The sequence below is a fragment of the uncultured Vagococcus sp. genome, assembly GCF_963518325.1.
Lineage (GTDB): Bacteria > Bacillota > Bacilli > Lactobacillales > Vagococcaceae > Vagococcus_D.
On the sequence record NZ_CAUQJB010000026.1, the window covers coordinates 1 to 23,588 of the forward strand.

A 23,588-nucleotide genomic window follows, 5' to 3' on the forward strand; every position below is an offset into this window, starting at 1 on the left:
AAAACAAAAATCGTTTTATACAACCTTGATTATTTAACTTTTTCAGCAGCCTCAAGATTAGTAGGTGGCTTTTTTAGGATAATTTATGGGCTTAAGGTAACCTAGGAGTGGCATAGCAAGCTTTTTTGCGTTATACTAGCTGATATAAATGTGACTAACTAATAAAGGATGACAGCTATGGAAAGAATCTATTTGGATCACGGGGCGACGACGCCGATGCACCCCCTTGTAATTGAAAAAATGACCGAGATTATGACGACCGTCTTCGGAAATCCTTCTAGTATTCACCAGCAGGGACGGCAAGCCCACGGGATGTTGGAAGATGCCCGCAGTACGATTGCCAAGAGTTTAAATGTTAATGACCATGAGCTGATCTTTACAAGTGGTGGAACAGAAAGCGACAACAGTGCGATTATGCAAACGGCTCACGCTCGAGAGGCAGAGGGAAAACACATCATCACCTCAGCAGTGGAACACCCTGCCGTCTTAAATACTATGAAAGAATTGGTGAATCAAGGATTCGAAGTAACTTATTTACCGGTAACTGAGGAAGGGGAACTGACTCTTGAGTCGGTGTCAGAGGCCCTGCGGGAGGACACCATATTAGTCTCTCTGATGTCAATTAATAATGAGACAGGCGTTCGTTTTCCTATCGCTGACATCGGTCAGTTGTTGGCTAATCACACCGCTTATTTCCACACAGATGCGGTTCAAGCTTTTGGCTTAGATGAGATCGATGTAAAGGCATTGGGAGTTGATTTTCTGAGCGCAACAGCTCATAAAATTAACGGTCCGAAAGGAATTGGGTTCTTATACATCCGCGATGGCATTAGCTTGCCCGCTTTGCTGCATGGGGGGGAGCAAGAAGAGAAGCGCCGACCAGGCACCGAAAATCTGGCAGGGATTCAAGGTTTTGCAACAGCTGTGGAGTTTTTGACCCCCGTTGAAAAAGCAAAACGATTAGCATCTTATGAGCATTTTGGTTTGATGGTTAAGGAAGCGCTAGAAAAAGCCGAGATACCCTTTAAAATCAATGGCGGACAAGCACCAAAATCACCACATATTTTAAATCTCTGGCTAAAAGACATTCCCAATGATTTACTGCTGATGCATCTGGATTTACAGGGGATCTCACTGTCTATTGGTTCGGCCTGTACAGCAGGCAATGTGGAGCCGTCTCACGTGTTGGAAGCCATGTATGGCAAAGGTCATCCGAGCACAAAAGAGTCCTTGCGCATTAGTTTTGGTTTAGGCAATACAGCAGAGGAGATTGAGTTAGTAACCGAAAAGTTAATCGAAGTGGTCAATCGTTTACGGAATTAATAAATGCCGTGGACGAGCCAACATTTTATTAGTATAATGGAGATATAATATAGATTATTGAGGTGAAAAGAATGGCATTTGAGAAACAAGCAACTGTATTAGGCTGCCCGGTGATATATAAACTAGGCGAAAACGCTAAGAAATACACACTGAGAGACAATGGCTTTACTGAAACCAATTCAGGTAATTTACAATTAATCCGCCCTTTGGATGCAACACCTCAAAGTAAACAAGGATTTAAATTAAAAATTACGGTAGCAGAAGATTTGGAAAGTTTTAAAATGTCGATTACGACAGCAAATGGCATGAAAGCCATGAATATTTTTAGTAATGAAAAATTCGAGATGAACCAAGAAAAATTTTATTTCCTTATGGATGGTATGATTGACCGAGGTTGTTTTGCGAAAGTTTAGTTAAATAAGTCCTCTTAATTTTTTTGCTAATGCAAAGAATAATTAAGGGGACTTTTTGTTTGAATGAGATCCGATAGTCACTGATTATCAGATCTTTTTTCTGTATAGATAGTGAAAAAATATAGGAGTTTTATGAACGATTGTTGATTGAAAAAGGTGAATTTGATTAATTGAATTATTATAATATGTATCGTAATCCTTGATTATTAAAGGGATAGGCCTTATTATTAAGGGAGGTTGTTTATTTTTTGTAATGATCTATAAATGAACTGATACGAAAAATAGTTCGAAAAACGAATGGTAATAATTAGCTTTGTAAGGGAGGACTTAAATGATTGAATTAAGGCATGTATATAAAACCTATGATAGCGGTGGTGTTCCGTTTAGGGTAAGTAATAATATTTCGCTTCATATTCGACCAGGTGAATTTGCTATTTTACTGGGAGAGTCTGGAACTGGTAAGTCAACCATATTAAATATTATCAGCGGGTTGGAAACTGTGGATCAAGGCCAGGTGATTATTAATAAAAAAGATATTAGTGGTTATTCCCAAGATCAGTTAGCTGATTTTCGTAAAGAGTATTTGGGATTTGTTTTTCAAACGTATAACTTAATTCCTAATTTAACCGTACGAGAAAATGTGGAATTAATTGCAAAAATGAAAACGGACAGTCTGGACGTGGAGGATGTGTTAGCGCAAGTGGGACTTAACCATCGCTTAGACAGTTTTCCAAACCAACTTTCGGGTGGTGAACAGCAACGAGTGTCAATAGCTCGTGCTTTAGTAAAAAAGCCAAAAATATTATTGTGCGATGAACCAACTGGTGCTTTGGACAATCAAACTAGTCATGAGATATTAACGATGTTACAAAATTTACCTGAGCAGTATGAGACAACGGTTTTAATGGTTACCCACAATCGATCGATTATGGAAATGGCTGATTTAATTGTAGAAGTCTCCGATGGTGAAATTTTAAAGCAGACAACCATTGCGGAACCAAAACGGGTGGCTTGTTTGAATTGGTAAGGAGTAGACGATGCGTAGGATATTAAGAAAAGATCTGCTAAGGGAAGTTAAAAAATCCTTTGCCCGCTTTATCTCAATTGCGATTTTAATCGCCATGGGAACTGCTTTTTTTATTGGTTTGAACTCAGCGGCACCGACGATGTTGAAAACAGCTAATTTGTATTTTAAGGACCAGCATTATCAAGACATTAAGGTAACAGCACCTGTCGCGTTTAATCTGGAAGATGTTCAAAAGATATGCGAAAATGAACTGATTCAAAAAGGATCTTTAGGCTACTTGGTTCAAACATTAATACAACCCGGAAATTTAGTAGTGGAAGTCATGTCTTTCAATGGCCAAAAGGACGGGTTTAAACTTGTCAAAGGGCGTTACCCTGAAAAAAGTGGTGAAGTCGCACTCGATCAAAAAGGGAGCGGCCATTATCAATTAGGTGAGGAACTTAAGTTTCATTTGGCTGATGGGCAAGAGGAGCCGGCGGTGAAAGCCAAGAGTTATAAAATAGTTGGCTTAGTAGAATCAACTCGTTATATCAGTAAAAACGTTCGGGGAACTTCCGCAATTGGTGATGGTTCCGTTGATTTATTTGGGTTGATTCGTGAGACCGACTTTACCCAAGTTGGACCTAATACCATTGATATTCAGTTGGTTTCTAATAGTCGCAAGCAAAATCTTTACAGTTCTAGCTATGAGGTCGATTTAGCTAAAGCAAAAAAAGATGTGGAAAAGATAGTAAAAGCTAAAGTGGCTAAAAAATCACAAGAAGTCACTTCAGAGTTGAACACTCAGGAAAAAGAGCTAGCAAATAAGCAAAGTGAGTTGGAAAAGCAGCAGGAAGATTTGGAAAAAGAACTGAAAGAACTCACTGGGACTGAAAAGGAAAATCTGATAAAAGAGCAAGAAACAGCTTTGGCGACCTATGAAGAGGCAAAAGGGCTTTTAGCTGAGCACCGGGACCAGCTAGTGAACTTGAAAAATCGTTTGTTGATTTCAGAAGGTGCAGTCACTAGTGAAAATAAGCGCTTGGAAAGTGTGGCCAATCAGGTCGCTAGTCAGCAAGAAAGCTTGAATCAATTGCTGGCGAATGACCCTATGAATAATGAAACGATTGCAGCTTTGGAGGAGAGCCGCCAGCAATTAGTCAGTAAGTATCAGCATGATCAAAGCTTACAGCAAATTGAGATTAGTAAGTTAGCAGAAATTCGCAGCCAGTTTTTCACAATTGAAGAACTGGTTCAAGGTGAAACCGTCAATTTACCTGATGTTGAAGGTATTAAAGAGCAATTTGCCAGTTTGGAAAAGCAACGAGCTGAAGGTCAGGAAAAGATCGAGGAAAATCTGACTAAGTTAAGAGAAGGCATCACTGACATAAAGAAAAACACCCTTGAGTTGCAACAGAACCTTAAAAAGAGTGAAACGATTGCTTATAACCTTCAAGGAATTGATGACACTGAGACCTTTAAGCCTTTCAAAGAAAACGTTGAACGTTTGGGAATTATTAGTAAAGTGATTCCTTTTGTTTTTTTCTTTGTGGCATTTATTATTACCGTTACCTTGATACTACGAATGATTGATCAATCCCGAGAGCAAATCGGTACTCTTTTAGCTTTAGGAGTCAATCGTCGCCAGATTAGAAAAAAATATACTCGTTACACCTTGATTTCTAGTTCAATTGGACTGATACTAGGCATTTACTTAGGAGGTTTTGGTCTATCGCAAGTGGTCATTGGTTTGTACTCTCCCATGTACAATTTTACTGACTATCAGTCTCACCTTTATCCTCAGTACCTTGTGATCTCCTTAATGGCCAGCCTTATTTCAGTGGTGATCATTCCCTATTTGGTATACAGTAAACTGTTTAAACTACCTGCCCTGCAGCTGATTAAACCTAAAATCGCCAATGGTGGCCAACGCTTACTAATCGAACGACTACCAGGACTTTGGCGGCAACTCCCCTTCTTTTTTCAGCGGACCATTCGCAATATTGCCAGTTATAAAGGTCGCATGGGCATTTTATTAATTGGCTTTGTCGGTTGCATGAGCCTGTTGTTCATCAGTTACGGGGCCCGTGATTCAGTGGATCAATTGCAGAAGCAACAGTTTTATGAAATCTTTAAGTACGATGTGTCAGTGGGACGGTCTAAATTTGCCACTGAAGAGGAAACGGCTGCTTATTTGGATTATCTCGAAGGCAAGCAGGTTCAGCGATTGCCAGTTCTTCAAGAAAAGTGGGAGTCGCTGAAGGGCGATAAGGAACAGGTAGAAACTTTTCTCATTAGCCCCAAGGAATCGAGTCAGTTGCATCACTACATCGACTTAAGGGATGTGGCGTCCGATAAAAGCTTACCTCTTGGGAAAAAAGATGTTTTTATTACAGAAAAGCTAGCGAAACTCTTTGACTTAAAGATTGGGGATTCTTGGTCTATTACCAGTCCTGAAGGAGAAATAATTTCGCCAAAAGTGACTAAGATTGTTAAAAACTATTATTTGCATTATGTTTATTTAGGTGAAGAGGTTTATACCCAATTGATGGGCAAGTCAGCTGACTATGATCGTGATTTTTTACAAGTTAACAACTGGACTCATCAAGATTCTGAAAAAGTATTGGGATTTGAGGGAGTCAGTAATCTGCATACCCGAGATCTTGATATTGCAAAGATGGAAGACATGACAAAGCAATTAGATAACTTAATCGGAGTGATGATCATAGCGGCAATTTTGCTGGGATTGGTTGTGCTTTACAATCTAGCTTACATTACGATTTTGGAACGAAAACAGGAAATTGCAGTAATGCGAGTAATGGGCTATCGTCAGAAACAAGTGACTCGTTATATTTTTCGGGAAATTTTACTGTTAGGCCTATTGAGCATCGGTATTGGCAGTATAACTGGGAATTTCCTTCATCGATTGGTGATGGAACAAGTTGAGTTGGACTTTTTGTTTTTTCCACAAATTGACAGAGTCAAAGTATTTAATGAATCTGGGGTGACTTTACTGGTGATTGCCAGCTTGTTAGTAGTCTTAATGCACGGCAAGATCAAACAAATTAATACAGTTGAAGCCTTGAAAGTAAAAGATTAAGTCAAACAAGCTGAGGCATGCCTCAGCTTGTTTTGGTTCTGCCAATCATAAAAAATCGTGGAAAGGGAAAGAGGATGGTGCCAGTAGCTTGTCGCGGGTAACGCTGAATGACCTGAGTTTTAATATCGGCTAAAAATGCTGGTACTTGTTGGATGGGCAGTTGAGCCAGATAAGGTAGTAGCCCAGTTCCTTTATACCATTGGATAATATCTTCGTGGGCATTTAACTGATGCATATAAGTAGTGGACCAGATATCAAAATCAGGATAATTAGCCTTCATTAAATTAAAATAATCACTGGGAGTTAGGGTGTGCTGTTGCCGGGATTCCTGAAAAGCCACCCGCCATTTATGATTGTTTGTGGTTTCTTTAATTATCTGATGAATTGGCTGGTCGTAGTTCATTGGCACTTGGGCGGCAAAGGTCCCGCCTGATCTTACTAGCTCTTTTAAGCGGGGCAGTAAGGAGGTATGATCGGGTACCCATTGCAAGCAAGCGTTGGAAAAAACCAAGTCAAACTGACCTAAGTGAGCTAAGTCAGTAGTCAAATCACAGGTTTCAAACTGGTATTGAGGATAATCACGACGGGCGCAATCAATCATTTCCGGTGAATTATCTAGACCCAGAATTTGACTATTAGGAAATTGCTTACCTAACATATGAGTGCTGTTGCCGGGGCCACACCCTAAATCAATAATGGTCTTAATATTATCTTCAATACGAGCGATTAGGTCAATGGAAGGCTGGGTACGTTCTTTTTCAAATTTTAAATATTGGTCAGATTGCCATTTCATGGTGGTCCTCCTTAATAAATAATGTTAGTTATATCCTAACAATAATTTAGCTTTCAGTCACTTAATAAGTCCATATCGTTGATTCAAATGACAGATGGGCTAATTATTTCTAAAAGAATATAGAAATATGGCCTAAAAGGGTGAAATTTTCTAGAAAAGAGTCTATAATAAGTCTTACTGAAATCCGACCTTCAAATCGTAGATTATTCAGAATTCAACAGAAATGATGGTGATAGTATGACAGACAACAGCAAGACTCGGGTTGTCGTCGGCATGAGTGGTGGCGTGGATTCGTCCGTAACAGCCTTACTCTTGAAAGAACAAGGATATGACGTTGTAGGTATCTTCATGAAAAATTGGGATGATACTGACGACAACGGTGTCTGCACGGCAACAGAGGATTATAAGGATGTGGCGAAAGTTGCCAACCAAATTGGGATTCCTTATTACTCGGTTAACTTTGAAAAGGAATATTGGGACCGTGTCTTTGAATATTTCCTAGAAGAATACCGTCGTGGCCGCACGCCGAACCCAGACGTGATGTGTAATAAAGAAATTAAATTCAAAGCATTTCTTGATTATGCCTTACAGCTTGGAGCAGATTATGTTGCCACTGGGCATTATGCTCGTGTGGTTCGTGATGAACAAGGTGTCTCACATATGTTACGAGGTGTGGACAACAATAAGGATCAAACTTATTTCTTAAGTCAATTGTCACAAGCCCAACTAGCGAAGACTATGTTCCCACTAGGTCATCTGCAAAAGCCGGAAGTGCGAGAAATTGCTGAAAAATCCGGCTTAGCAACGGCTAAGAAAAAAGATTCAACAGGGGTTTGTTTTATTGGCGAAAAGAATTTTAAAGAATTTTTAGGAAAATACTTGCCGGCTAAGCCAGGAAATATGGTGGCTGAAAATGGTGAAATTAAAGGCTCACATGCGGGGTTAATGTACTACACGATTGGTCAACGCCAAGGCTTAGGTATTGGCGGTGGTAGTGAAAATCCAGATCCATGGTTTGTAATTGGTAAGGATTTAACTACTAATACCCTTTATGTTGGCCAAGGCTTCCATCACCCAACCTTGTATTCCACTCATCTGGAAGCAAGCGAGATTCACTTCACAACAGAAGGGGACCACTCGAAAGAATTTCGTGCCACGGCTAAGTTTCGTTACCGGCAACAAGATACCGGCGTAACGGTGACCCTGGATGAAAAAGACCCAACCAAAGCGACAGTGGTTTTTGACGAACCAGTTCGCGCCATTACACCTGGGCAAGCAGTTGTTTTTTACGATGGTGACGAGTGCTTAGGTGGAGGGATGATTGATTTGGCCTTCAACGGTGCCAAAGAATTACAATATATTTAAAGGAAAAAAACAACCTGAAATTAGAGGATGCTGAAAAAGTCCGAATTTTCTTAACCGAAAATTTGGACTTTTTATTTTTTCTCACTAGTATGGTAAATACTAATAAAATGTGAAGGTTCATTTCCACTGGGAACGCCTATTTCAATCTATTTTTGGAACTGTTTTTTCCTATTTTCCCTATTTTTTCTGTTTTGTTATTTTATGAGTTTTTCAGCAGCCTCTGAAATTAGGTTGGTTTTTTTGTGTAGAAGGAAGTTCGTTAGTTCTTCTTTAAACAGTAAAACAAGGGAAGTAGGAGGAACCGCCTTTTTTGTAATAATAAAGGCGTAGCGACGAATTGGGGGCAGATCGGTAATTTGACGTGTGACCAAGTCGCCTTTTTCCAGCTCCTTATGGACTAATGAACGGGGCATAAATGCAATATGGTTGGATTGTTTTAAAAAGGTCACTAAGGTTTCACTGTGGTCAATCCCAATGCCTGCTTCCAGGTCGATTAGGGAGGCTTCAAACTGATTGATGATTTGTTCTTTAAAATCGGTCTGACTGCCAAAAATAACAATCGAGGTTCTGTTATCGATAATCTTTTTTTTAGATAACTCAGAATACCTGGCTAAAGGATGGCTTGGGCAAAACACTAAAATAGCATTGTCTTCAAAGAGGTATTCTGATGTCAGTAAGGGATGTTGGTAATTGGCCATACTCTTTTTGATGATGCCAATCTGGGCTTCTTCATTTAGGATTTTAGTGATGGTTTCATGAGCAAAAGCGACGGTGAAGTTTAAGGCAACCTGAGAGTGTTGGCGTTTAAATTGATTTAAAAAATTTACCAGAAAAATAACGGTAGAAGCTGAGGCAGAAATGGCTAATTCTCCGGTGAAGCCAAGTCGCAAATTGTCAATCTCGCGTTTAGCACTCTCGGTTAATTGAAAGATTTTTCGGCTGTAAGTCAACAAAATTCGACCAGAATCAGTCAGCTGAACAGGGAGTTTATTCTTAATAAAAAGAGCTGTCTGAAGCTCAGCTTCAAGATGATTGATATGGGCGGTGACGGCTGGTTGTGTTAAGTATAGTGAATCAGCAGCTTGGGTATAACTTTGTAATCTAGCGACTGTTTCAAAACTAATCAAATGTTTCAATTCCATATGAATCTGTCCTCTCCTATAAAATGTTGTGATGGTTGAATAGAAGTTATAAATTAAACTAAGGGAGTTATGGTGATATACTGGTCAAAAGGGTTTGTAGTGAAAAATGAAAGCGTTAACTAGTCACTGTTAATGCTATTGTAGCCTGTAGGAAAGAGTATGGCAATCCTTTTATTGGTGAAATGACTGTTGAAATAAGGATTGGGTATTGGGAAGAAAACAAGCGAATTAATTGGAATAAATACTAGTTGTTGAAGATACACGAAAAGGAGGTCAATATGAAAAAATTATTAGACAGAGCGCTATCGCTCAAGGAGGAACTGATTGCACATCGCCGATTTTTACATCAAATTCCGGAAATTGGCATGTCGCTGCCGCAGACAAAGAGCTACGTCAAGGAGCAATTAGAGGCGATGGGCTATGAGCCTCAAGAGGTTTTGGAATCAGGTCTAATTGCGACAGTTGGAGGTAAGCGACCGGGGAAAGTCTTTTTATTGCGAGCGGATATGGACGCCTTACCGATGGCAGAACAATCAGGTGAACCCTTTGCTGCCACTGGTGACAATATGCATGCTTGTGGTCATGATTTTCATACCTCAATGTTGCTGGGGGCGGCAAAACTTCTCAAAGAAAAGGAAGATGAAATTGAAGGCACGGTTAAGTTGATGTTCCAGCCAGGTGAGGAGTTACTTGAAGGCGCTCGTGACATGGTCAAAGCGGGCATATTAGAAAATCCTAAAGTTGATGCTGGTTTTGCCATTCACGTTAATTCTTTGGAGCCACCTGGCTACTTTGGATACAACAAGTCTTACATGTTAGCGTCGATTAATCATGTGGAATTAACCGTAACAGGCCAAGGCGGACACGGGGCTATGCCTTATTTGGGGATCGATCCAATTAACGGGATGGTTCAGATGTATTCAGCTCTTCAAGGAATGCTGACTAGAGAAGTGAACGCCTTTGATCCAACAGTCTTAACGTTTGGTGAATTTCATGCTGGAAATGCCGCCAATGTTATTCCCGGCAGTGGTTATATGAGGGGGACGTTGCGTAGCTTTAATGAGGAAAGTCGTCAGTTTATTATTCAGAGGATACAGCAAATTGTGGCGCACGAAGCCGCTGCTTGTCGATTGAAGGTCGAGGTAAGCATTAGTGAGGGGGTACCGGCATTAAAAATGGATGAAGGGATCACTGATCTGTTAATTGGGACAATGGATCAATTAGCGGTGGGAAATAAACAAATTGCTCCCCGTAAAGGGATGGGATCAGAAGATTTTGCCGTAATAAGCAACCTCTTACCAGCAACTTTTTTATCACTGGGCTGCGCTGTAAAAGATGAAACCAAACGATACAGTCTTCACAATCCCTGTTTACTTTTAAATGAAGATGCCTTGCCATACGGAGTAGTTGCCCATGTGGGGATGGCTCTTAATTGGTTAAACGAAAACAAGTAAAGGAGATCAAAAGTGGGAACGACTATGAAAGATGACGTGAAACCTCAAGTTAGCTGGATAGGTTATGTGGCATTTACCTTATCCTTGATTTTTTTCTCGGGTATTTTTATGAAAGCAGAAGGTTGGTGGCGTTTCTTAGATTTCACAAATATGGTAGGTAAATTTGGGTCGTTAGGAATGTTGAAAGAAGGCAATGGCGAGCTAGCAAAAGATTTCTTAGGTATAAATGGAACGGGGCCTCGCCATGCCTTCTTATTTAGCCTCAGTATCATTCCCCAGACAATGTTTGCTTTAGCGATTATTAAAGTAGTCGAACATTTTGAGGGATTAAAGGCTGCGGAAAAGCTTCTGTCACCGATTCTTAAAGGAGTCATGGGGATTCCGGGAATCGCGGGCTTGGCCCTAATTGCAAGTTTACAATCTTCTGATGGTGGTGCAGGCATGACAAAATTGTTAAAAGATGAAGGTCGTTTAACTTTAAAAGAACAACTTATATTTTCCGGATTTCAATTTGCATCACCATCGACTATCATAAACTATTTTGCTTTATCAAGTGTGCTGTTTGCATATCTTGATATTTCAATCATCTTGCCTTTAGGGGTGATTTTGTTGTGCAAGGTATTAGCAGCAAATATGATTCGTTTAGTGGTAGATCGTCTTTTAAGTGAAGAATCGGCTGATTTGAAAGGGGACGAATAGTCATGGTAAATAAAAAAGAAACATCAGGTAATGTATTAGATGCGTTCAATGATGGGGTTAAATCTGGCTGGAATATAGCGGTTAATGCGATGATTCCAGGAATTTTATTAGCATTTACAGTTTTGCAGTTTATGACTATTACGGGACTTATCGACAAAATGGAAGTTATTTTTCGACCCTTTATGGGACTATTGGGTCTGTCTGGTATTATGGCAGCCCCTTTGATATTGACTTATGTCTCTTTGACAGGGGCTTTAGGATTAGTCTCCAGCTTAGCGCTATCAGGACAAATCACTGGATCAGAAGTCGCGATTGCTTTGCCGGGTATTTTATTGTTTGGTTCTCTATTGCAATATTCAGGTCGTGTATTAGGGGCAGCTGATGTTCCAAATAAGTATTATGGCTGGTTTTTCGGATCCTCGACATTAGCGGGAATTATTGGAATGCTGTTGATGAGGCTTGTGGTCTGGTGGTTTTAAGTGTCGTTCAAGGAATGAGGGGATGGACGGTGAGCCATCCCCTTATTTGTCGTTAAAAAAAGTGAATTTATTTAACAGAATCACTGAAAATTTGCGTATTTAGTTATAGTGGGAAATAAGGAGGTGAAAAAAACCAAGCAGTCAACTATCAACTGTCTTGATTGTTTTCTTTCTGGCGATTGTGTCTGTATGTTGAGAGGGTCTCATAAGCGTCGTAACAAAGAAATAGAACGGCTGAAACTGCTAGAAGGACCACAAGGGGGCCTTTAGTAACTCCCATAATTTGGTTGGCAATTAGGACGATATAAGTAACAACTCGGATAAGTGCAAATAAGTGTTTCAATGTGCTTCCCTTCTTTCTCAGTGTCAGTATAGCATAGGTTAGGAGGAAGAGTAAAAGAGAGGATGAAGACGAATGGAAATGCAAGATGAGGTTAATCCGTTATATTTGTATTCAATGTATCTGTCAACTATCCAAGTGGATGGAAAAGTAAAAACGTCAGTTGAACTACCAGATTTTAATTTAAAAGTAGTTGGAGACGATTTTTTAGACCTTGGAGAAGATTTAATTGAAATGGCCTGTAAAAAAGCTATTTACTTGGAGAAGAAGGGGAAATCTGTGCCATTGCCAAGTATGTATTCTCTTGTGATGACAAAAGGGGAACCCCATGGCCTTCTTTTAGTAGATTATCCTAAGTATCGCAACGAACGAAAGCGGAAGTGATTTTCTAGAAGAACTGCTCTTATGTCTAGTGTAAGGCCAAAAAAGTCAGTAAGCTGAGCCAAGGCTCAGCTTACTGACTTTTTTTAGGTATTAATTAGTCATCTAGGCCATTCTTCTTATATGCGGACATGAAGATTAGGCTTGAAATGATTAACCAAACAAGGAGCACGAGACTATCTTTGAGATTCCAACTATAGTCAATTCCCATCAAAGCAGACTGTACGAATTTATTTAGGACACCAGGGTAGGTGAAAATGCTAATTTTCCCAATTGCTTGATTAAGGGCTGCGAAGTTAGGTAATAAGGTCAAAACAAGCATGACTGGCATGCCAATCAATCCAGCTTGCATCTGATCTTTGGCAGTCAAGCCAATAATCAGACCAATAATTAAGCTTATGGCACCACAAATAGTTGTCATCAAAAAATAAGTGATTAAAGGAATGTCGCTAAAAGAAAGGTTAGCCGCTGGAATTAGTAAAATATTAACGACCGTCATCACTAGTAAGGGGGGCAGCAAGCTAGCAAAAAAGAATTCCAGATTTGTGACAGAAGAGGTCATCAGGACTCGTAAGGTTTTTTTCTCTTTTTCTTCTGCCAAAGGGTAAGATGTCATCATGATGCCGCCCATAATAATATTAAATGACAGGCCAAATCCTAATAGGAAACCCTCCTTTGTCATGCCTATTTCGTGAGTGTCTTGATGAGGCATGAGTGCTCCCATTAAAATGACAAAACCTAAGGCCATTAAGGGGACTATCATAATGTTACGGTTCTTTAAAATAGTTGATAACTTCATTTGAAAGATTGCAGTAAATTTTTGCATGGAAAAGCTCATACTAATTTCCTCCCTGTTACTTGAATAAATATGTCACCTAAAGATGGTTCACATGAGTGAATCGTTTCAATCTGACCAGTTGCCAGCCATTGTTGAAGAGTGATAGTGGTTTCCGGCTTGTCAATCAAGAGAACTTGTTCACCTGATGTTTTAGTAATGCGATAGCGTTTTTCTTGGTTAAATTTGATTTTTAGTTCTTCTGGCGTCCCACGTTCCACTATATAGCCATCATTCAGTAATGCGATATGGTCGCATAATAAGGTTGCTTCTTCCATATTATGAGTGGTCAAGAGAATCGCTGTTCCATTATTTTTTAATTCCAGTAATAGGTCATGAATAGCTGAAGCTGTAGAAGGGTCCAATCCGCTGGTTGGTTCATCTAAAAACAATAATTCAGGTTTGTGTAAAACCGCTCTGGCTAAGATCAAGCGCTGAGTCATGCCTTTTGACAACTTACTGGCCAGTTTAGTTTGATGTTCGGCTAAGCCAACTTGTTCGAGGACATCGTCGATTCTAGCTTTTGGAACCTCCAAAAGCCGAGCGAAAAAGGCCAAATTTTGATAAACGGTCATGCGCTCATAGAGACCACTATTATCTGTCATAATTCCAATTCGTTGATAGAGATTTGTTGAAAAGTTAGTGATGTTCTGACCGAGAATATCAATGTGGCCAGAGGTTTGTTTCAACTGACCAGTCAGTATTTTAATTGTAGTTGTTTTTCCAGCTCCTGAAGGTCCTAGAAAGCCAAAGATTTCCCCTTTGGCTACTGTAAAGCTAATGTCTTTAATGGCGGTGGTGTCTTTAAAAATTTTCTTTAGCTCTTTCACGTTGATCGATAATTGTTTGTCCATTTAGATTGCTCCTTCTTAAAAATAGGCGTAAGCCTCAATTGATTAAATAACAATATTATAGAAAATTTCAATTAAGGAAATACTCACAGCAGATTTAGTTACCTGTCCAGCGTTCCACAGCCAGCGGTGATAACTAACTTAAGTTTAAGCAGTTTTACTCAAATTGTCGTAAAAATCTGGTGAAAAAATCAGTGAAAGAGTCCAATGGTGGCAAAATCATCCTGAAATGTGGTAAAAAAGAGCTGAAAGGGACATTAAAAATTCATTATTTCCTTGAAATCCTCTAAACGAGATCGGGACAAAGGTATTTTTGAACCCTCCATGCCTTTTAATATTAAGGTAAAGCTATTTTTAGAATAACTAATTAATTCAGTTACCCGCTGTAAATTAACTAAATAAGAACGGTGAGAACGGAAGAAGCCGAAGGCCATTAATTTGGTTTCTAGTTCTGTCATGGTCAAAGTTGTGGGAAACTGTTCTCCAGCGACACTAATATGGCTGATGCTGTTAATGCTTTCGACGAAATCGACTTCCATCGGATCAAAGAAAATAGTTTTATCTGCAACCTTGCAGGCGATTTTGAAAATCGAAGGGGGAACAATCACATTTTCCAGCTCAACAGAAAGCGGTTCGTCATTAATTCTTAGATCTGTTTTTTTCAAGCCAGCAATTTTAGTATAATGATAGATATCCTGACTTAATAAAATTAGTTCCTCCGTATAGCTGGCAGCAAACAAGAGGCCAGTGTCTATTTTACTAAAAGTTCCTAAGGCTTTTAAATAAAGTTCAATCCCTTCATCGGTCAAATCAGTTAAGGGACTTTCAATTAAAAGTAATTGGGGATTGAATAGAAAGACTCTGGCTAGGTGAACCCGTTGAATTTGATCCAATGACAGGAGCTTAATAGATGTATCCAACAGGTCAATGAGTGAAAAGTATTCAGCTAAGGTGCTAATGGCTAGATTATTAGACGCAATCTTTTTAAATGTAGTTAAATACTTGCGAATGGTGACGGTTTGATAAAGCTGATCTTCTTTGCGAATAGATAAGATGACGCTAGCCTTTTTTGTTATACTGCCGCTGGAAGGCTCTTGTTTACCTTCGAACAGGCTGAAAAGCATCACAGCTTCCGTATGAGTCATTTTTATGCCGATTCGTTGATTGCTTAAAATCGTCAGGTCAATATTTTTTAGAATTGTTAATTGATCTTTTTCTTTGGTTAAGTTCACAGCTGTTAATAAAGTCATTGTATTCCTCTTTTTCTTGTTAGTCATTATTTTATAATACCACAGTCAGACTTGAGGGGAGATAAGAAAAAAGCCCCCTCATTAAGCGACAAGGGGAAGTTGTATCCTTACATTAGTGGGGCAAAAACATTTAAAACAGCCCGACCTAAGTTGCGTAACCAGCCGATTTCTTGTGTGTCACCTAAGGTAATCTCTTGGCAGAGGGCTTCTGTCTCTAGAAAATCTTGAAGCATCACAGGAATTACCTCAGTTTGATACATCCACACCCCGCATTCTAGGTGGAGGAAGAGACTGCGGTAATCTAAATTGATTGTGCCAACCGTTGCAAAGAGTCCGTCAACGACAAATGTTTTAGAGTGAATAAAGCCTGGTGTGTATTCAAAAATTTTGACGCCTGCTTCAATCAATTGCCCATAATTAGAGCGTGTCACAGCATGGACATACCATTTATCTGGAAGATGAGGCGTTTGAATTCGTACATCAATCCCGCTTTTAGCGGCATTACAGAGAGCTTCCATCAGTAGATTGTCAATCACCAAGTATGGGGTGGTAATGTAGATGGATGTTTTCGCCCGCCCAATTAAGTTTAAATAAACGTTCTCCCCTATGGTTTCATCATCGAATGGCATGTCTGTATAAGGCTGGTAATAGCCTTTGGTGTCAGACCTTGGCTCGTAGCCTTCCCTAGGGTAATAGTCACAGTAGTCTCGCTCTTCATTGCGTTGTAAATCCCAAAGACTGAGAAACATTAAGGTAAAGCCCCAAGCAGCTTGCCCTTTTAGCATGATGCCAGTATCTTTCCAGTGACCGTGTTTTTCGTAGGCATTGATGTATTCATCGGCTAAGTTATTGCCGCCAGTAAAGGCTACCTTGCCATCAATTGTCATGATTTTACGGTGATTGCGATTGTTAAACACCGACGATAGAACGGGTACAAAGGGGTTAAAGATACTACACTTAATACCCATGGCCTCCAGTTTTTTATCGTAGTTTTGGGGCAGGGTAAAGATGCAACCAAAATCATCATAAATCAAGCGGACATCGACGCCTTCTTTTGCTTTTCGTACCATGATTTCCAAAAGGCTGTTCCACATGTGACCTTCTTCAATGATAAAGTATTCCATAAAAATATAGTGTTCCGCCTTTTCCATTTCAATTTTCATGGCGTCAAAAACGTCCTCACCTAGAGGTAAATAAGTGCCTTCTGTTTGTTTGAAAGGAGGGACAATCCCATAATTAGTCAAATAAGTCGACTGAGCTAAGGCATCGCCATTAGTTGTTTGAATGGCTAAATCAGGAATTGTACAAGCCAAAGCGTGTGCTTCTTTTTTTTGAATCTCTGCCATTTTATGCTGTAAACTTCGCTGGATGGTCAGTCGACCAAAAATAAGGTAGGTGACGGTACCAAAAATTGGCAGTAACATAATCGGAATTAACCAGGCAATCTTATATGCTGGATTACTGCGATTATTGATAATGCCAAGAACAATAGCGATGGAAATGAGGATGTTAAGAATATAAAAATAAACGAAATATTCCTGAAACCGCAAGATAATCGCAAATAAAATAGTTAGTTGTAAAATCAGTAGGAAGGCAACAAAAGCTGCACGATGTGTCAATAATTTTAAGAATTTCATCGGGATAAAAACTCCTTTTTTCAAGTATAGTTCAGATAGTTCATCTTTGATTATACCTTAAATGAAAGCCGTAGTATAATAGAATAAATGCTAAAGTATCAGTGAGGCAGTATGTGTCTACCTAAATAGCAACAGTCAAGAAAGGGGGATTTAGATGACTATCATTAAACGTTTAAATGAAAAGGTTGGTTATACAGAAGGGGAATCGGTTCTGGCCGATTATATTCTAAAAAATGCTGAGTTAGTATTAAACTATTCCATTCGAGAATTGTCTCAGCAAGCCTTCACATCAACGTCGACTATTTTTCGCTTATGTCAAAAGTTGGGGTTGTCTGGCTATAAAGAGTTTGTGATTAAGCTATCCCGTGATTTAGAAAGTCAGTACAATAATCTTGCAGGAATTGACGCTAATTTTCCTTTTAGTCGGGTGGACTCTGATCTTTTAGTGGCAAAAAAAATTGCGGCCTTGTCCAGTGAAACGATCACCCAAACTCATCTACTGTTGACCGAAAGCATGTTAAATCAGGCAGTCGATTTAATTGTTCAGGCAGAAAGTATCTTTGGTATTGGGGTTAGTCATTCTTTTAACCGAGCTGTTGATTTTCAAACGAAGATGTTGCGAATCGATTATTACGTGAAGTTAATGCCTTTGCAGGCTGACCAGTTTCATTTGGCGAACCATGGGACTGCTAAGGATGTGGCTATTATTATATCTTATGGTGGTACCACAGCGGAAATACTCAGTGATGCTAAGTTGCTAAAAAAGAAAGGCTGTAAGTTGATAGTGGTCACTTCCAACAGTGAAGGAGACTTAGCTCGAATGGCAGATGGATTATTGCCGCTGCCTAAAAATGAAGATGCAGATTTAAATATTTCCACTTTCTCTTCACAAATTGCGACTGAATTTGTCTTAAATGTGCTATACTCTTGCGTTTATAAGCGCAATTATTTGGAAAATATCAAAAAAAATAAAAACGCGCCTACCTCTTATTTATTATTTTAAGGTCACAATGTTTCGTTGTAGCCTTATTTTTTTGCACTTAAAGCTGAAACGTTGTCCCTAAATGGGATGGGAGCCTTTACAATCAATGGGCTATCAGTGAAAATGAAAGTGTCTTCATATTAAGTTGAACTAAGAGGGAATAAACAGAAATGGAGTGAGAGTATGAATGGAGTTATGGGATTTTTGGAAGAAAAAGTCCAACCAATTGGGGTTAAGATTGGTGGACAACGACATCTGTTAGCGGTGCGGGATGGACTGGTTTTATCGATGCCTTTAATTATTGTTGGGTCATTATTTTTAGTTTTATCCAGTTTGCCAATTCCTGGTTATCAAGGCTTAATTGCGTCGGTTTTTGGGGATGAGTGGACGAGTACTATGGGGTTTGTGGTTAATTCAACCTTTGGTGTCATGGCGTTAATTTCATCTTTTGGGATTGCCAATTCATTGGTTAAAAGCTACAACATGGATGGGAATACAGCAGGAATTATCTCATTGTGTTCGTTATTACTCGTGACGCCTTTAACCAAAGACAATGGGATCGATATGTCTTATATGGGCAGCAAGGGGTTATTTGTGTCACTGATGATTGGGCTAATGGTTGGGGAAATATATCGTCGAATGGTCCAAGCTGACATCGTGATTAAATTACCAGAGAGTGTTCCACCAGCAGTCAGTAAATCCTTTGTGGCGCTGATTCCAGCAGCGGTTTGTCTAACCTTATTTTGGGTTTTGCGGCTGGTGATTGCCAGTGTTGGTTTGAGCAATCTTCATGAAGTTATTGGTAAAATCGTTGGGGTACCCTTGTCATACATTGGTGGTGGTTTTATTGGTGGTTTAGTGGCTGTTTTCGTCACAGGACTCTTTTGGTCAGTGGGGATTTTGGGTTGGGATTTGGTTCAGAGCGTTCTGAATCCGTTGTGGCTGCAAATGCTTGATGAGAATCGAGTTGCTTTTCAGGCAGGTGGGGAAATCCCTCATATTTTAAATACGACTTTTTTCAATGTTTTTGTGTGGATGGGAGGCAGCGGCTCGATTATTGGTCTAGCTATTTTATTGATGTTTTTTTCCAAAAGTAGGCAAAATAAAGAGTTGGGAAAATTAGGCTTTCCACCAAATGTGTTTAATATTAGTGAACCAATTATGTTTGGTTTTCCAGTAGTGATGAATCCGTTAATTTTGATTCCCTTTACGATTACACCGATTGTTATTTACATGATATCTTACACAGCCATGGCTACTGGGATTGTGGCAAAAACTGCGGGTATTTTAGTGCCATGGACAATGCCACCGATTATTGGTGGTTATCTGGCAACAGGTGGCCATGTTTCAGGGGCGGTTTTACAATTAGTCTGTTTGTTTATCAGTATTTTAATTTATTACCCTTTCTTTAGAATGATTGACAATCAGTATTACCAAGATGAACTAAAAGGATAGGAGCGATTAAGTGAAGAGACTGTTGAATTGTACGGCATCGGAAACTCGAGCTTTAACAAAAGAAGAATTAGTGGTGGCTATTAAAGCTAACGCTGGACGCACGATTTTAGCTGAAAATGATGTGGTGATTCCACCCTTTTCAGGTAATCTGACCAATTCAGAGGTAGTGGCAGCCTTTGGAGCGGATTTAATCTTATTAAATTGTTTTGATTTTGTTAGCCCTCATATTATTGGAGTGGCTTCTGAAGATCAAAGACCAATCGAAACTTTAAAAAGGCTGACGGGTAAACCAATCGGCGTTAATCTTGAACCAGTAGACGTAAGGGCAGATCATGAAGGTGCCCTTCAGCAGATTAGTTCGGGGCGTGTGGCATCTAATGACAATTTACGACTGGCTAATGAGTATGGCTTTGATTTTATTTGTTTAACGGGGAATCCCAGTACGGGCGTTTCCAATAAGGAAATTTGCCATGCGACTACACGAGCAAAAGAATTATTTAAAGGGGTTGTAATAGCAGGAAAAATGCATTCGGCAGGTGTTTCTGAAATCGTAATTGATAGACACACGATTGATTCGTTTGCTGAGGCAGGGGCGGATATTATATTAGTGCCAACTTCTGGCACCGTTCCTGGTTTTACCGAGCAGCAGATGCACGACTGCATCAGTCGTATTCACCAGCAAGGAAAATTAGCCATGTCAACTATTGGTACGACACAGGAAGGAGCAGACACGGCGACCATCAGAGAGCTAGCTTTAATGAGTAAACGGGCTGGCGCTGATATTCAACACATTGGCGATGCTGGATTTAATGGGACCGCCGATCCTGAGAATATCATGCAGTTGTCAGTTTCGATTAGAGGCAAACGGCACACATATTTAAAAATGGCACAATCAATTAATCGCTAGAATCTGCAAAAAGGCCTGAGGGCCTTTTTGTCTTGGTCATAAGAGGGCATAACTCACAATAAGTAAATTAAAATGAAAATGGGGGATGAATCGGGCAGTCAATGGTGTAAAATGGAAGAAACAACTAATTCCAAGGAGGGAAAATATGACTGTAATCATTGGTAAGTTAACAGATCTAACACTTACCCAAGTGGTGACAATTTTTAAAGAACGGATAAAGGTATTTGTCGTGGAGCAAAATTGTCCCTATCAGGAAATTGACGAAGCAGATGAGCAAGCCACTCATATTAGCATTTGGCAGGGAGTAGAATTAATGGCCTATAGCCGTGTTATTAATCGCGGTGATGAGGTGACTTTCGGCAGAGTGATTGTCGTCAAAGACCATCGAGGCAAGCAATTGGGACGTCAAATTGTGACTCTGGCTATAGCGGAGATCAAAAAAAGTTTCCCCAACAGACCTATCCGTATTTCTGCTCAAGCTCACTTAATCGAATTTTATGGTAGTTTTGGCTTTAAGGCCAGTTCTGCTGAATACTTGGAAGACGGTATCCCTCACGTTGATATGGTGTTGGTTCAATAGAACTAAAAGGGGTCGACAAATAATTTCATCAGTAAAACAAAAAGCTCAAGGGGATTATTCCTTAAGCTTTTTGTTGTGATCTATAAAGCCCCCAAATACTAATCAGCATCCATATTACTAGTAGAATAAGTATGGAGAAGGCTGCCTGGAAATTAAGCCAATCACTGACAAAACCGAATAAGAGCGGCCCGAGAGAACCGAACATAAAGCCACCTGATTGCATAAAGGCTGATAAAGAAATGGCTTCATGATGATGATTGCTCTGGGTGAGAGGCAACATCAGGGCTAAAGGAAATAGACCACCGGCACCGATACCAAGAAAAATAGTTCCTAGCCATGGAGAGGTGTGGCCGACTAATATGCCTAAGCCGATTAGTTCAGAGAGCCCGCAAAATCCTAGCCAAGTCAATGGGTTGTGCTGACGGCTGACAAGCCACGGTATAAGAAAACTAATCGGCAACTGAATCATAGTGAAGAGGGTTAGTAGAAGCCCAGATTCTTCGCTAGTAAATCCCAAACTTTGAGAAAAAGGGGCTAACCAAGCCGTGATGGCATAAAAAATGGCCGCCATCAAACTGAAAAAGAGCATTAATAACCAGTTTCGTTGTGGTTGTCGATTGACTTGAGGCTTACGTTGAGTTTTTGTCGCCAAAGGCAGGAGTAGAAATACGGGCAGAAAGGCCAATCCTCCCCATAATCCAAGTGTCAGCTGCCAAGAGCCTAGACCTTGAAATAAAGGAACCGCCGTACTTGAAGCTAAGGCTGCGCCACCCACCATGGAAACGGAGTAAAAACTCATTAAATGGTGACTTTCAGGGTAATCCTGTTTGATTAAGCCGATGATTAAGGGGCCTGCAATACCGATGCCCATCCCAGCGAGTAAGGCGCTGAGAATCAGCCAAAAAGAGTTGTCAATCAAGAGTCGGCTTAGGAGGGAAAGGCTCAAAATAACCATGGCAATTATTAGGCCGACTTCAACGGACAGCCGCTGGCTCAATTTAACTGCTAAGAGTGAAAATAGGCCCATACAAAAAACGGGCAAGGTGGTTAGGAGACTGGCTGTGACACCAGTCATGCCCAAGTCGACCTTAATCAAGGTCAATAGAGGCCCCAGCGAAGTAATCGCCGGTCGTAAGTTCAGTGATAATAAAATGATTACCACAATAAAGTATCGTTTGCGCATATCAAAAACTCCTTTTCTTTGAAACTAATCGGTAACTAAAGTGATTAGTTCTGTATTAGGAGTATATAATTGCAAGAATGATAAAACCATACTATTATAACTATAAAGATGATAGGTTTTACCTATAATTGAATCCGATGATTGTTAATAGAAACTAAGGAGAGATCAGATGGAACTGCGTCAGTTACGTTATTTTTTAATCCTGTGTCAGGAGCTACATTTTTCTGAAGCCGCCTTTAAATTGGGAATCTCTCAACCTAGTCTGAGCCAGCAAATTAAATTACTGGAAGCTGAAGTGGGATTACCCTTGTTTAATCGAATCGGCAAAAAAACCGTAAAAACCGAAGCAGGAGAGCTTCTGGAAAAATACGCTAGGGGTATTCTTGATAAGACCAAGGAAGCTCAGCTAGCCCTAGATGATTTGAAGGGAGAGCGAGTCGGCGTGATTCGGGTGGCAGTCCTGCCTTCTGATTTGGATTACCGGATGAGCCATTTATTAAAAGCCTTTCATCAGGAGTTTCCTAAGGTTAAAGTCAGAGTCATTCCTTCCATCGAGATCACAGAGAAGTTACTAAGCAATCAGGTGGATATTGGTGTAGGTCTGCTGAAAGCCCACACCGAGAGCTTGCAACAAACACATATTTACACCGAGACTTATGATTTGTATGTGCATGTTGATCACCCATTGGCCCAAGAATCCACGATTAGAGCCAGTGAGCTGGTGGAGTTGCCTCTGATTGCTTTTCCAGAAGGGTATTATGGCCGAGGGTTAATCGACAGCTGGGCTCAAAGAAAAGGAATCAGTTTGAGGCCAATTATTGAAACTGGATCAGCGACCTCTCAGTTTCAATTGGTAGCGGAAGGAGTTGGGGCGACTATTCAACCGCAACAATTAATTAGCGAATTAGGCCACCAGCCACTGGTTTCAGTAGAAATTGAAGATGGTCCAATTCGGGAAGTAGCTGTGGCTCATTTGAAAGATAAATACCTCAGCCTAGCTATGGAAGCCTTTATTGAACGCTTGGCTTATATTTATTAAAAAGAGACTGCCCATCGCCGATGGGCAGTCTCTTTATCAAGTTACGAAGATTTCGAGTAGTTCTGATTGAAATTGTCGAGTCAATGGAGATAAGGAATTGGACTTTTTGGTAGTCAAATAGGCATGGCGGTTTATTTTTGGGAACCCTTCAATGGTTCTGGTGATAACCTTATTCTTGAAGAAAGCCTGTTGATGGTGGTAAAGTTGACGCGATGTTCTTAGTTTGATTTTACCTTTGAAAGTTGGGGAATGGCATCTTTTTTATTTCACTACTTTATAATGACGTTAAGTGAACGATAGTGATTTAAATAGCTGTTTATTCGTGCTATAATCGATGTGGGTGGCGTATGTCCTTAATAGAATGAGACAACCAA

Annotated in this window: 22 protein-coding genes; 14 read left to right on the forward strand and 8 right to left on the reverse strand. The window is 40.0% G+C overall.

Annotated elements, in window-relative coordinates; all coding sequences use genetic code 11:
- Positions 1–177: 177 nt before the first annotated feature.
- From RWN13_RS17285 to RWN13_RS17300, 4 genes are all read left to right on the forward strand, one after another.
- A complete protein-coding gene (locus tag RWN13_RS17285; RefSeq protein WP_314066206.1) occupies positions 178–1,323 on the forward strand; it encodes a cysteine desulfurase family protein in 1,146 nt (381 codons plus the stop codon).
- 71 nt (positions 1,324–1,394) lie between these two features.
- A complete protein-coding gene (locus RWN13_RS17290) occupies positions 1,395–1,736 on the forward strand; it encodes a DUF1831 domain-containing protein (RefSeq protein ID WP_314066208.1) in 342 nt (113 codons plus the stop codon).
- Between the two features lie 331 nt (positions 1,737–2,067).
- Complete coding sequence (locus RWN13_RS17295; RefSeq protein ID WP_314066210.1) at positions 2,068–2,763, forward strand: ABC transporter ATP-binding protein; 696 nt, start codon at positions 2,068–2,070, stop codon at positions 2,761–2,763.
- Positions 2,764–2,773: 10 nt separating this feature from the next.
- Positions 2,774–5,842: an FtsX-like permease family protein gene (locus tag RWN13_RS17300; RefSeq protein ID WP_314066212.1), complete on the forward strand. Its 3,069-nt coding sequence runs from the start codon at positions 2,774–2,776 to the stop codon at positions 5,840–5,842.
- 22 nt (positions 5,843–5,864) lie between these two features.
- Here the strand turns inward: RWN13_RS17300 and RWN13_RS17305 are convergent, their stop codons facing one another.
- Positions 5,865–6,635 carry a methyltransferase domain-containing protein gene (locus tag RWN13_RS17305; protein ID WP_314066214.1) on the reverse strand — a complete coding sequence of 257 codons (771 nt, stop codon included), beginning with the start codon at positions 6,633–6,635 and terminating at the stop codon, positions 5,865–5,867.
- A 237-nt stretch (positions 6,636–6,872) separates the two neighbouring features.
- Here RWN13_RS17305 and mnmA point away from each other — a divergent pair, with 237 nt between their 5' ends.
- Positions 6,873–8,000, forward strand: coding sequence for a tRNA 2-thiouridine(34) synthase MnmA (gene mnmA / locus RWN13_RS17310; RefSeq protein ID WP_314066216.1), 1,128 nt, complete (start codon positions 6,873–6,875; stop codon positions 7,998–8,000).
- A gap of 194 nt (positions 8,001–8,194) precedes the next feature.
- Here mnmA and RWN13_RS17315 read toward each other — a convergent pair whose 3' ends face one another.
- Positions 8,195–9,142 carry a LysR family transcriptional regulator gene (locus RWN13_RS17315; protein WP_314066218.1) on the reverse strand — a complete coding sequence of 316 codons (948 nt, stop codon included), beginning with the start codon at positions 9,140–9,142 and terminating at the stop codon, positions 8,195–8,197.
- 278 nt (positions 9,143–9,420) lie between these two features.
- Between RWN13_RS17315 and RWN13_RS17320 the strand changes: the two genes are divergently transcribed.
- From RWN13_RS17320 to RWN13_RS17330, 3 genes are read left to right on the forward strand one after another with little or no spacing between them, the layout of a single operon-like run.
- Positions 9,421–10,596: a M20 family metallopeptidase gene (locus tag RWN13_RS17320; RefSeq protein WP_314066219.1), complete on the forward strand. Its 1,176-nt coding sequence runs from the start codon at positions 9,421–9,423 to the stop codon at positions 10,594–10,596.
- 12 nt (positions 10,597–10,608) lie between these two features.
- On the forward strand, positions 10,609–11,295 hold the full coding sequence (locus RWN13_RS17325; RefSeq protein WP_314066221.1) for a nucleoside recognition domain-containing protein: 687 nt from the start codon (positions 10,609–10,611) through the stop codon (positions 11,293–11,295).
- A 2-nt stretch (positions 11,296–11,297) separates the two neighbouring features.
- Positions 11,298–11,774 carry a hypothetical protein gene (locus RWN13_RS17330; RefSeq protein WP_314066222.1) on the forward strand — a complete coding sequence of 159 codons (477 nt, stop codon included), beginning with the start codon at positions 11,298–11,300 and terminating at the stop codon, positions 11,772–11,774.
- Positions 11,775–11,922: 148 nt separating this feature from the next.
- Here RWN13_RS17330 and RWN13_RS17335 read toward each other — a convergent pair whose 3' ends face one another.
- Positions 11,923–12,117 carry a hypothetical protein gene (locus RWN13_RS17335; protein WP_314066225.1) on the reverse strand — a complete coding sequence of 65 codons (195 nt, stop codon included), beginning with the start codon at positions 12,115–12,117 and terminating at the stop codon, positions 11,923–11,925.
- 72 nt (positions 12,118–12,189) lie between these two features.
- Between RWN13_RS17335 and RWN13_RS17340 the strand changes: the two genes are divergently transcribed.
- Positions 12,190–12,498, forward strand: a complete 309-nt coding sequence (locus RWN13_RS17340; protein WP_314066227.1) for a hypothetical protein — start codon at positions 12,190–12,192, stop codon at positions 12,496–12,498.
- 94 nt (positions 12,499–12,592) lie between these two features.
- Here RWN13_RS17340 and RWN13_RS17345 read toward each other — a convergent pair whose 3' ends face one another.
- The 4 genes from RWN13_RS17345 to cls all read right to left on the reverse strand — a co-directional run bounded on the left by RWN13_RS17345 (position 12,593) and on the right by cls (position 17,068).
- On the reverse strand, positions 12,593–13,333 hold the full coding sequence (locus tag RWN13_RS17345; RefSeq protein ID WP_314066229.1) for an ABC transporter permease: 741 nt from the start codon (positions 13,331–13,333) through the stop codon (positions 12,593–12,595).
- Positions 13,330–14,184, reverse strand: coding sequence for an ABC transporter ATP-binding protein (locus RWN13_RS17350; RefSeq protein ID WP_314066231.1), 855 nt, complete (start codon positions 14,182–14,184; stop codon positions 13,330–13,332). The genes RWN13_RS17345 and RWN13_RS17350 overlap by 4 nt, the downstream gene beginning before the upstream one ends.
- Positions 14,185–14,438: 254 nt before the next feature.
- Entirely contained in the window at positions 14,439–15,431 is a 993-nt protein-coding gene (locus tag RWN13_RS17355; protein WP_314066235.1) for a LytTR family transcriptional regulator DNA-binding domain-containing protein, read from the reverse strand.
- A gap of 107 nt (positions 15,432–15,538) precedes the next feature.
- Complete coding sequence (cls, locus tag RWN13_RS17360) at positions 15,539–17,068, reverse strand: cardiolipin synthase (RefSeq protein ID WP_314066237.1); 1,530 nt, start codon at positions 17,066–17,068, stop codon at positions 15,539–15,541.
- A 154-nt stretch (positions 17,069–17,222) separates the two neighbouring features.
- Here cls and RWN13_RS17365 point away from each other — a divergent pair, with 154 nt between their 5' ends.
- The 4 genes from RWN13_RS17365 to RWN13_RS17380 all read left to right on the forward strand — a co-directional run bounded on the left by RWN13_RS17365 (position 17,223) and on the right by RWN13_RS17380 (position 20,992).
- The gene (locus RWN13_RS17365) at positions 17,223–18,071 is read left to right on the forward strand and encodes a MurR/RpiR family transcriptional regulator (protein WP_314066239.1); all 849 of its coding nucleotides are present in this window, start codon (positions 17,223–17,225) and stop codon (positions 18,069–18,071) included.
- 162 nt (positions 18,072–18,233) lie between these two features.
- A complete protein-coding gene (gene celB / locus RWN13_RS17370; protein WP_314066241.1) occupies positions 18,234–19,505 on the forward strand; it encodes a PTS cellobiose transporter subunit IIC in 1,272 nt (423 codons plus the stop codon).
- A 10-nt stretch (positions 19,506–19,515) separates the two neighbouring features.
- Positions 19,516–20,412, forward strand: coding sequence for a haloacid dehalogenase-like hydrolase (locus RWN13_RS17375; protein ID WP_314066243.1), 897 nt, complete (start codon positions 19,516–19,518; stop codon positions 20,410–20,412).
- Between the two features lie 145 nt (positions 20,413–20,557).
- The gene (locus tag RWN13_RS17380; RefSeq protein ID WP_314066245.1) at positions 20,558–20,992 is read left to right on the forward strand and encodes a GNAT family N-acetyltransferase; all 435 of its coding nucleotides are present in this window, start codon (positions 20,558–20,560) and stop codon (positions 20,990–20,992) included.
- Between the two features lie 61 nt (positions 20,993–21,053).
- Here RWN13_RS17380 and RWN13_RS17385 read toward each other — a convergent pair whose 3' ends face one another.
- Positions 21,054–22,175, reverse strand: a complete 1,122-nt coding sequence (locus RWN13_RS17385; protein ID WP_314066248.1) for an MFS transporter — start codon at positions 22,173–22,175, stop codon at positions 21,054–21,056.
- 169 nt (positions 22,176–22,344) lie between these two features.
- Between RWN13_RS17385 and RWN13_RS17390 the strand changes: the two genes are divergently transcribed.
- Positions 22,345–23,214 carry a LysR family transcriptional regulator gene (locus RWN13_RS17390; protein ID WP_314066249.1) on the forward strand — a complete coding sequence of 290 codons (870 nt, stop codon included), beginning with the start codon at positions 22,345–22,347 and terminating at the stop codon, positions 23,212–23,214.
- The last annotated feature ends 374 nt before the right edge of the window (positions 23,215–23,588 follow it).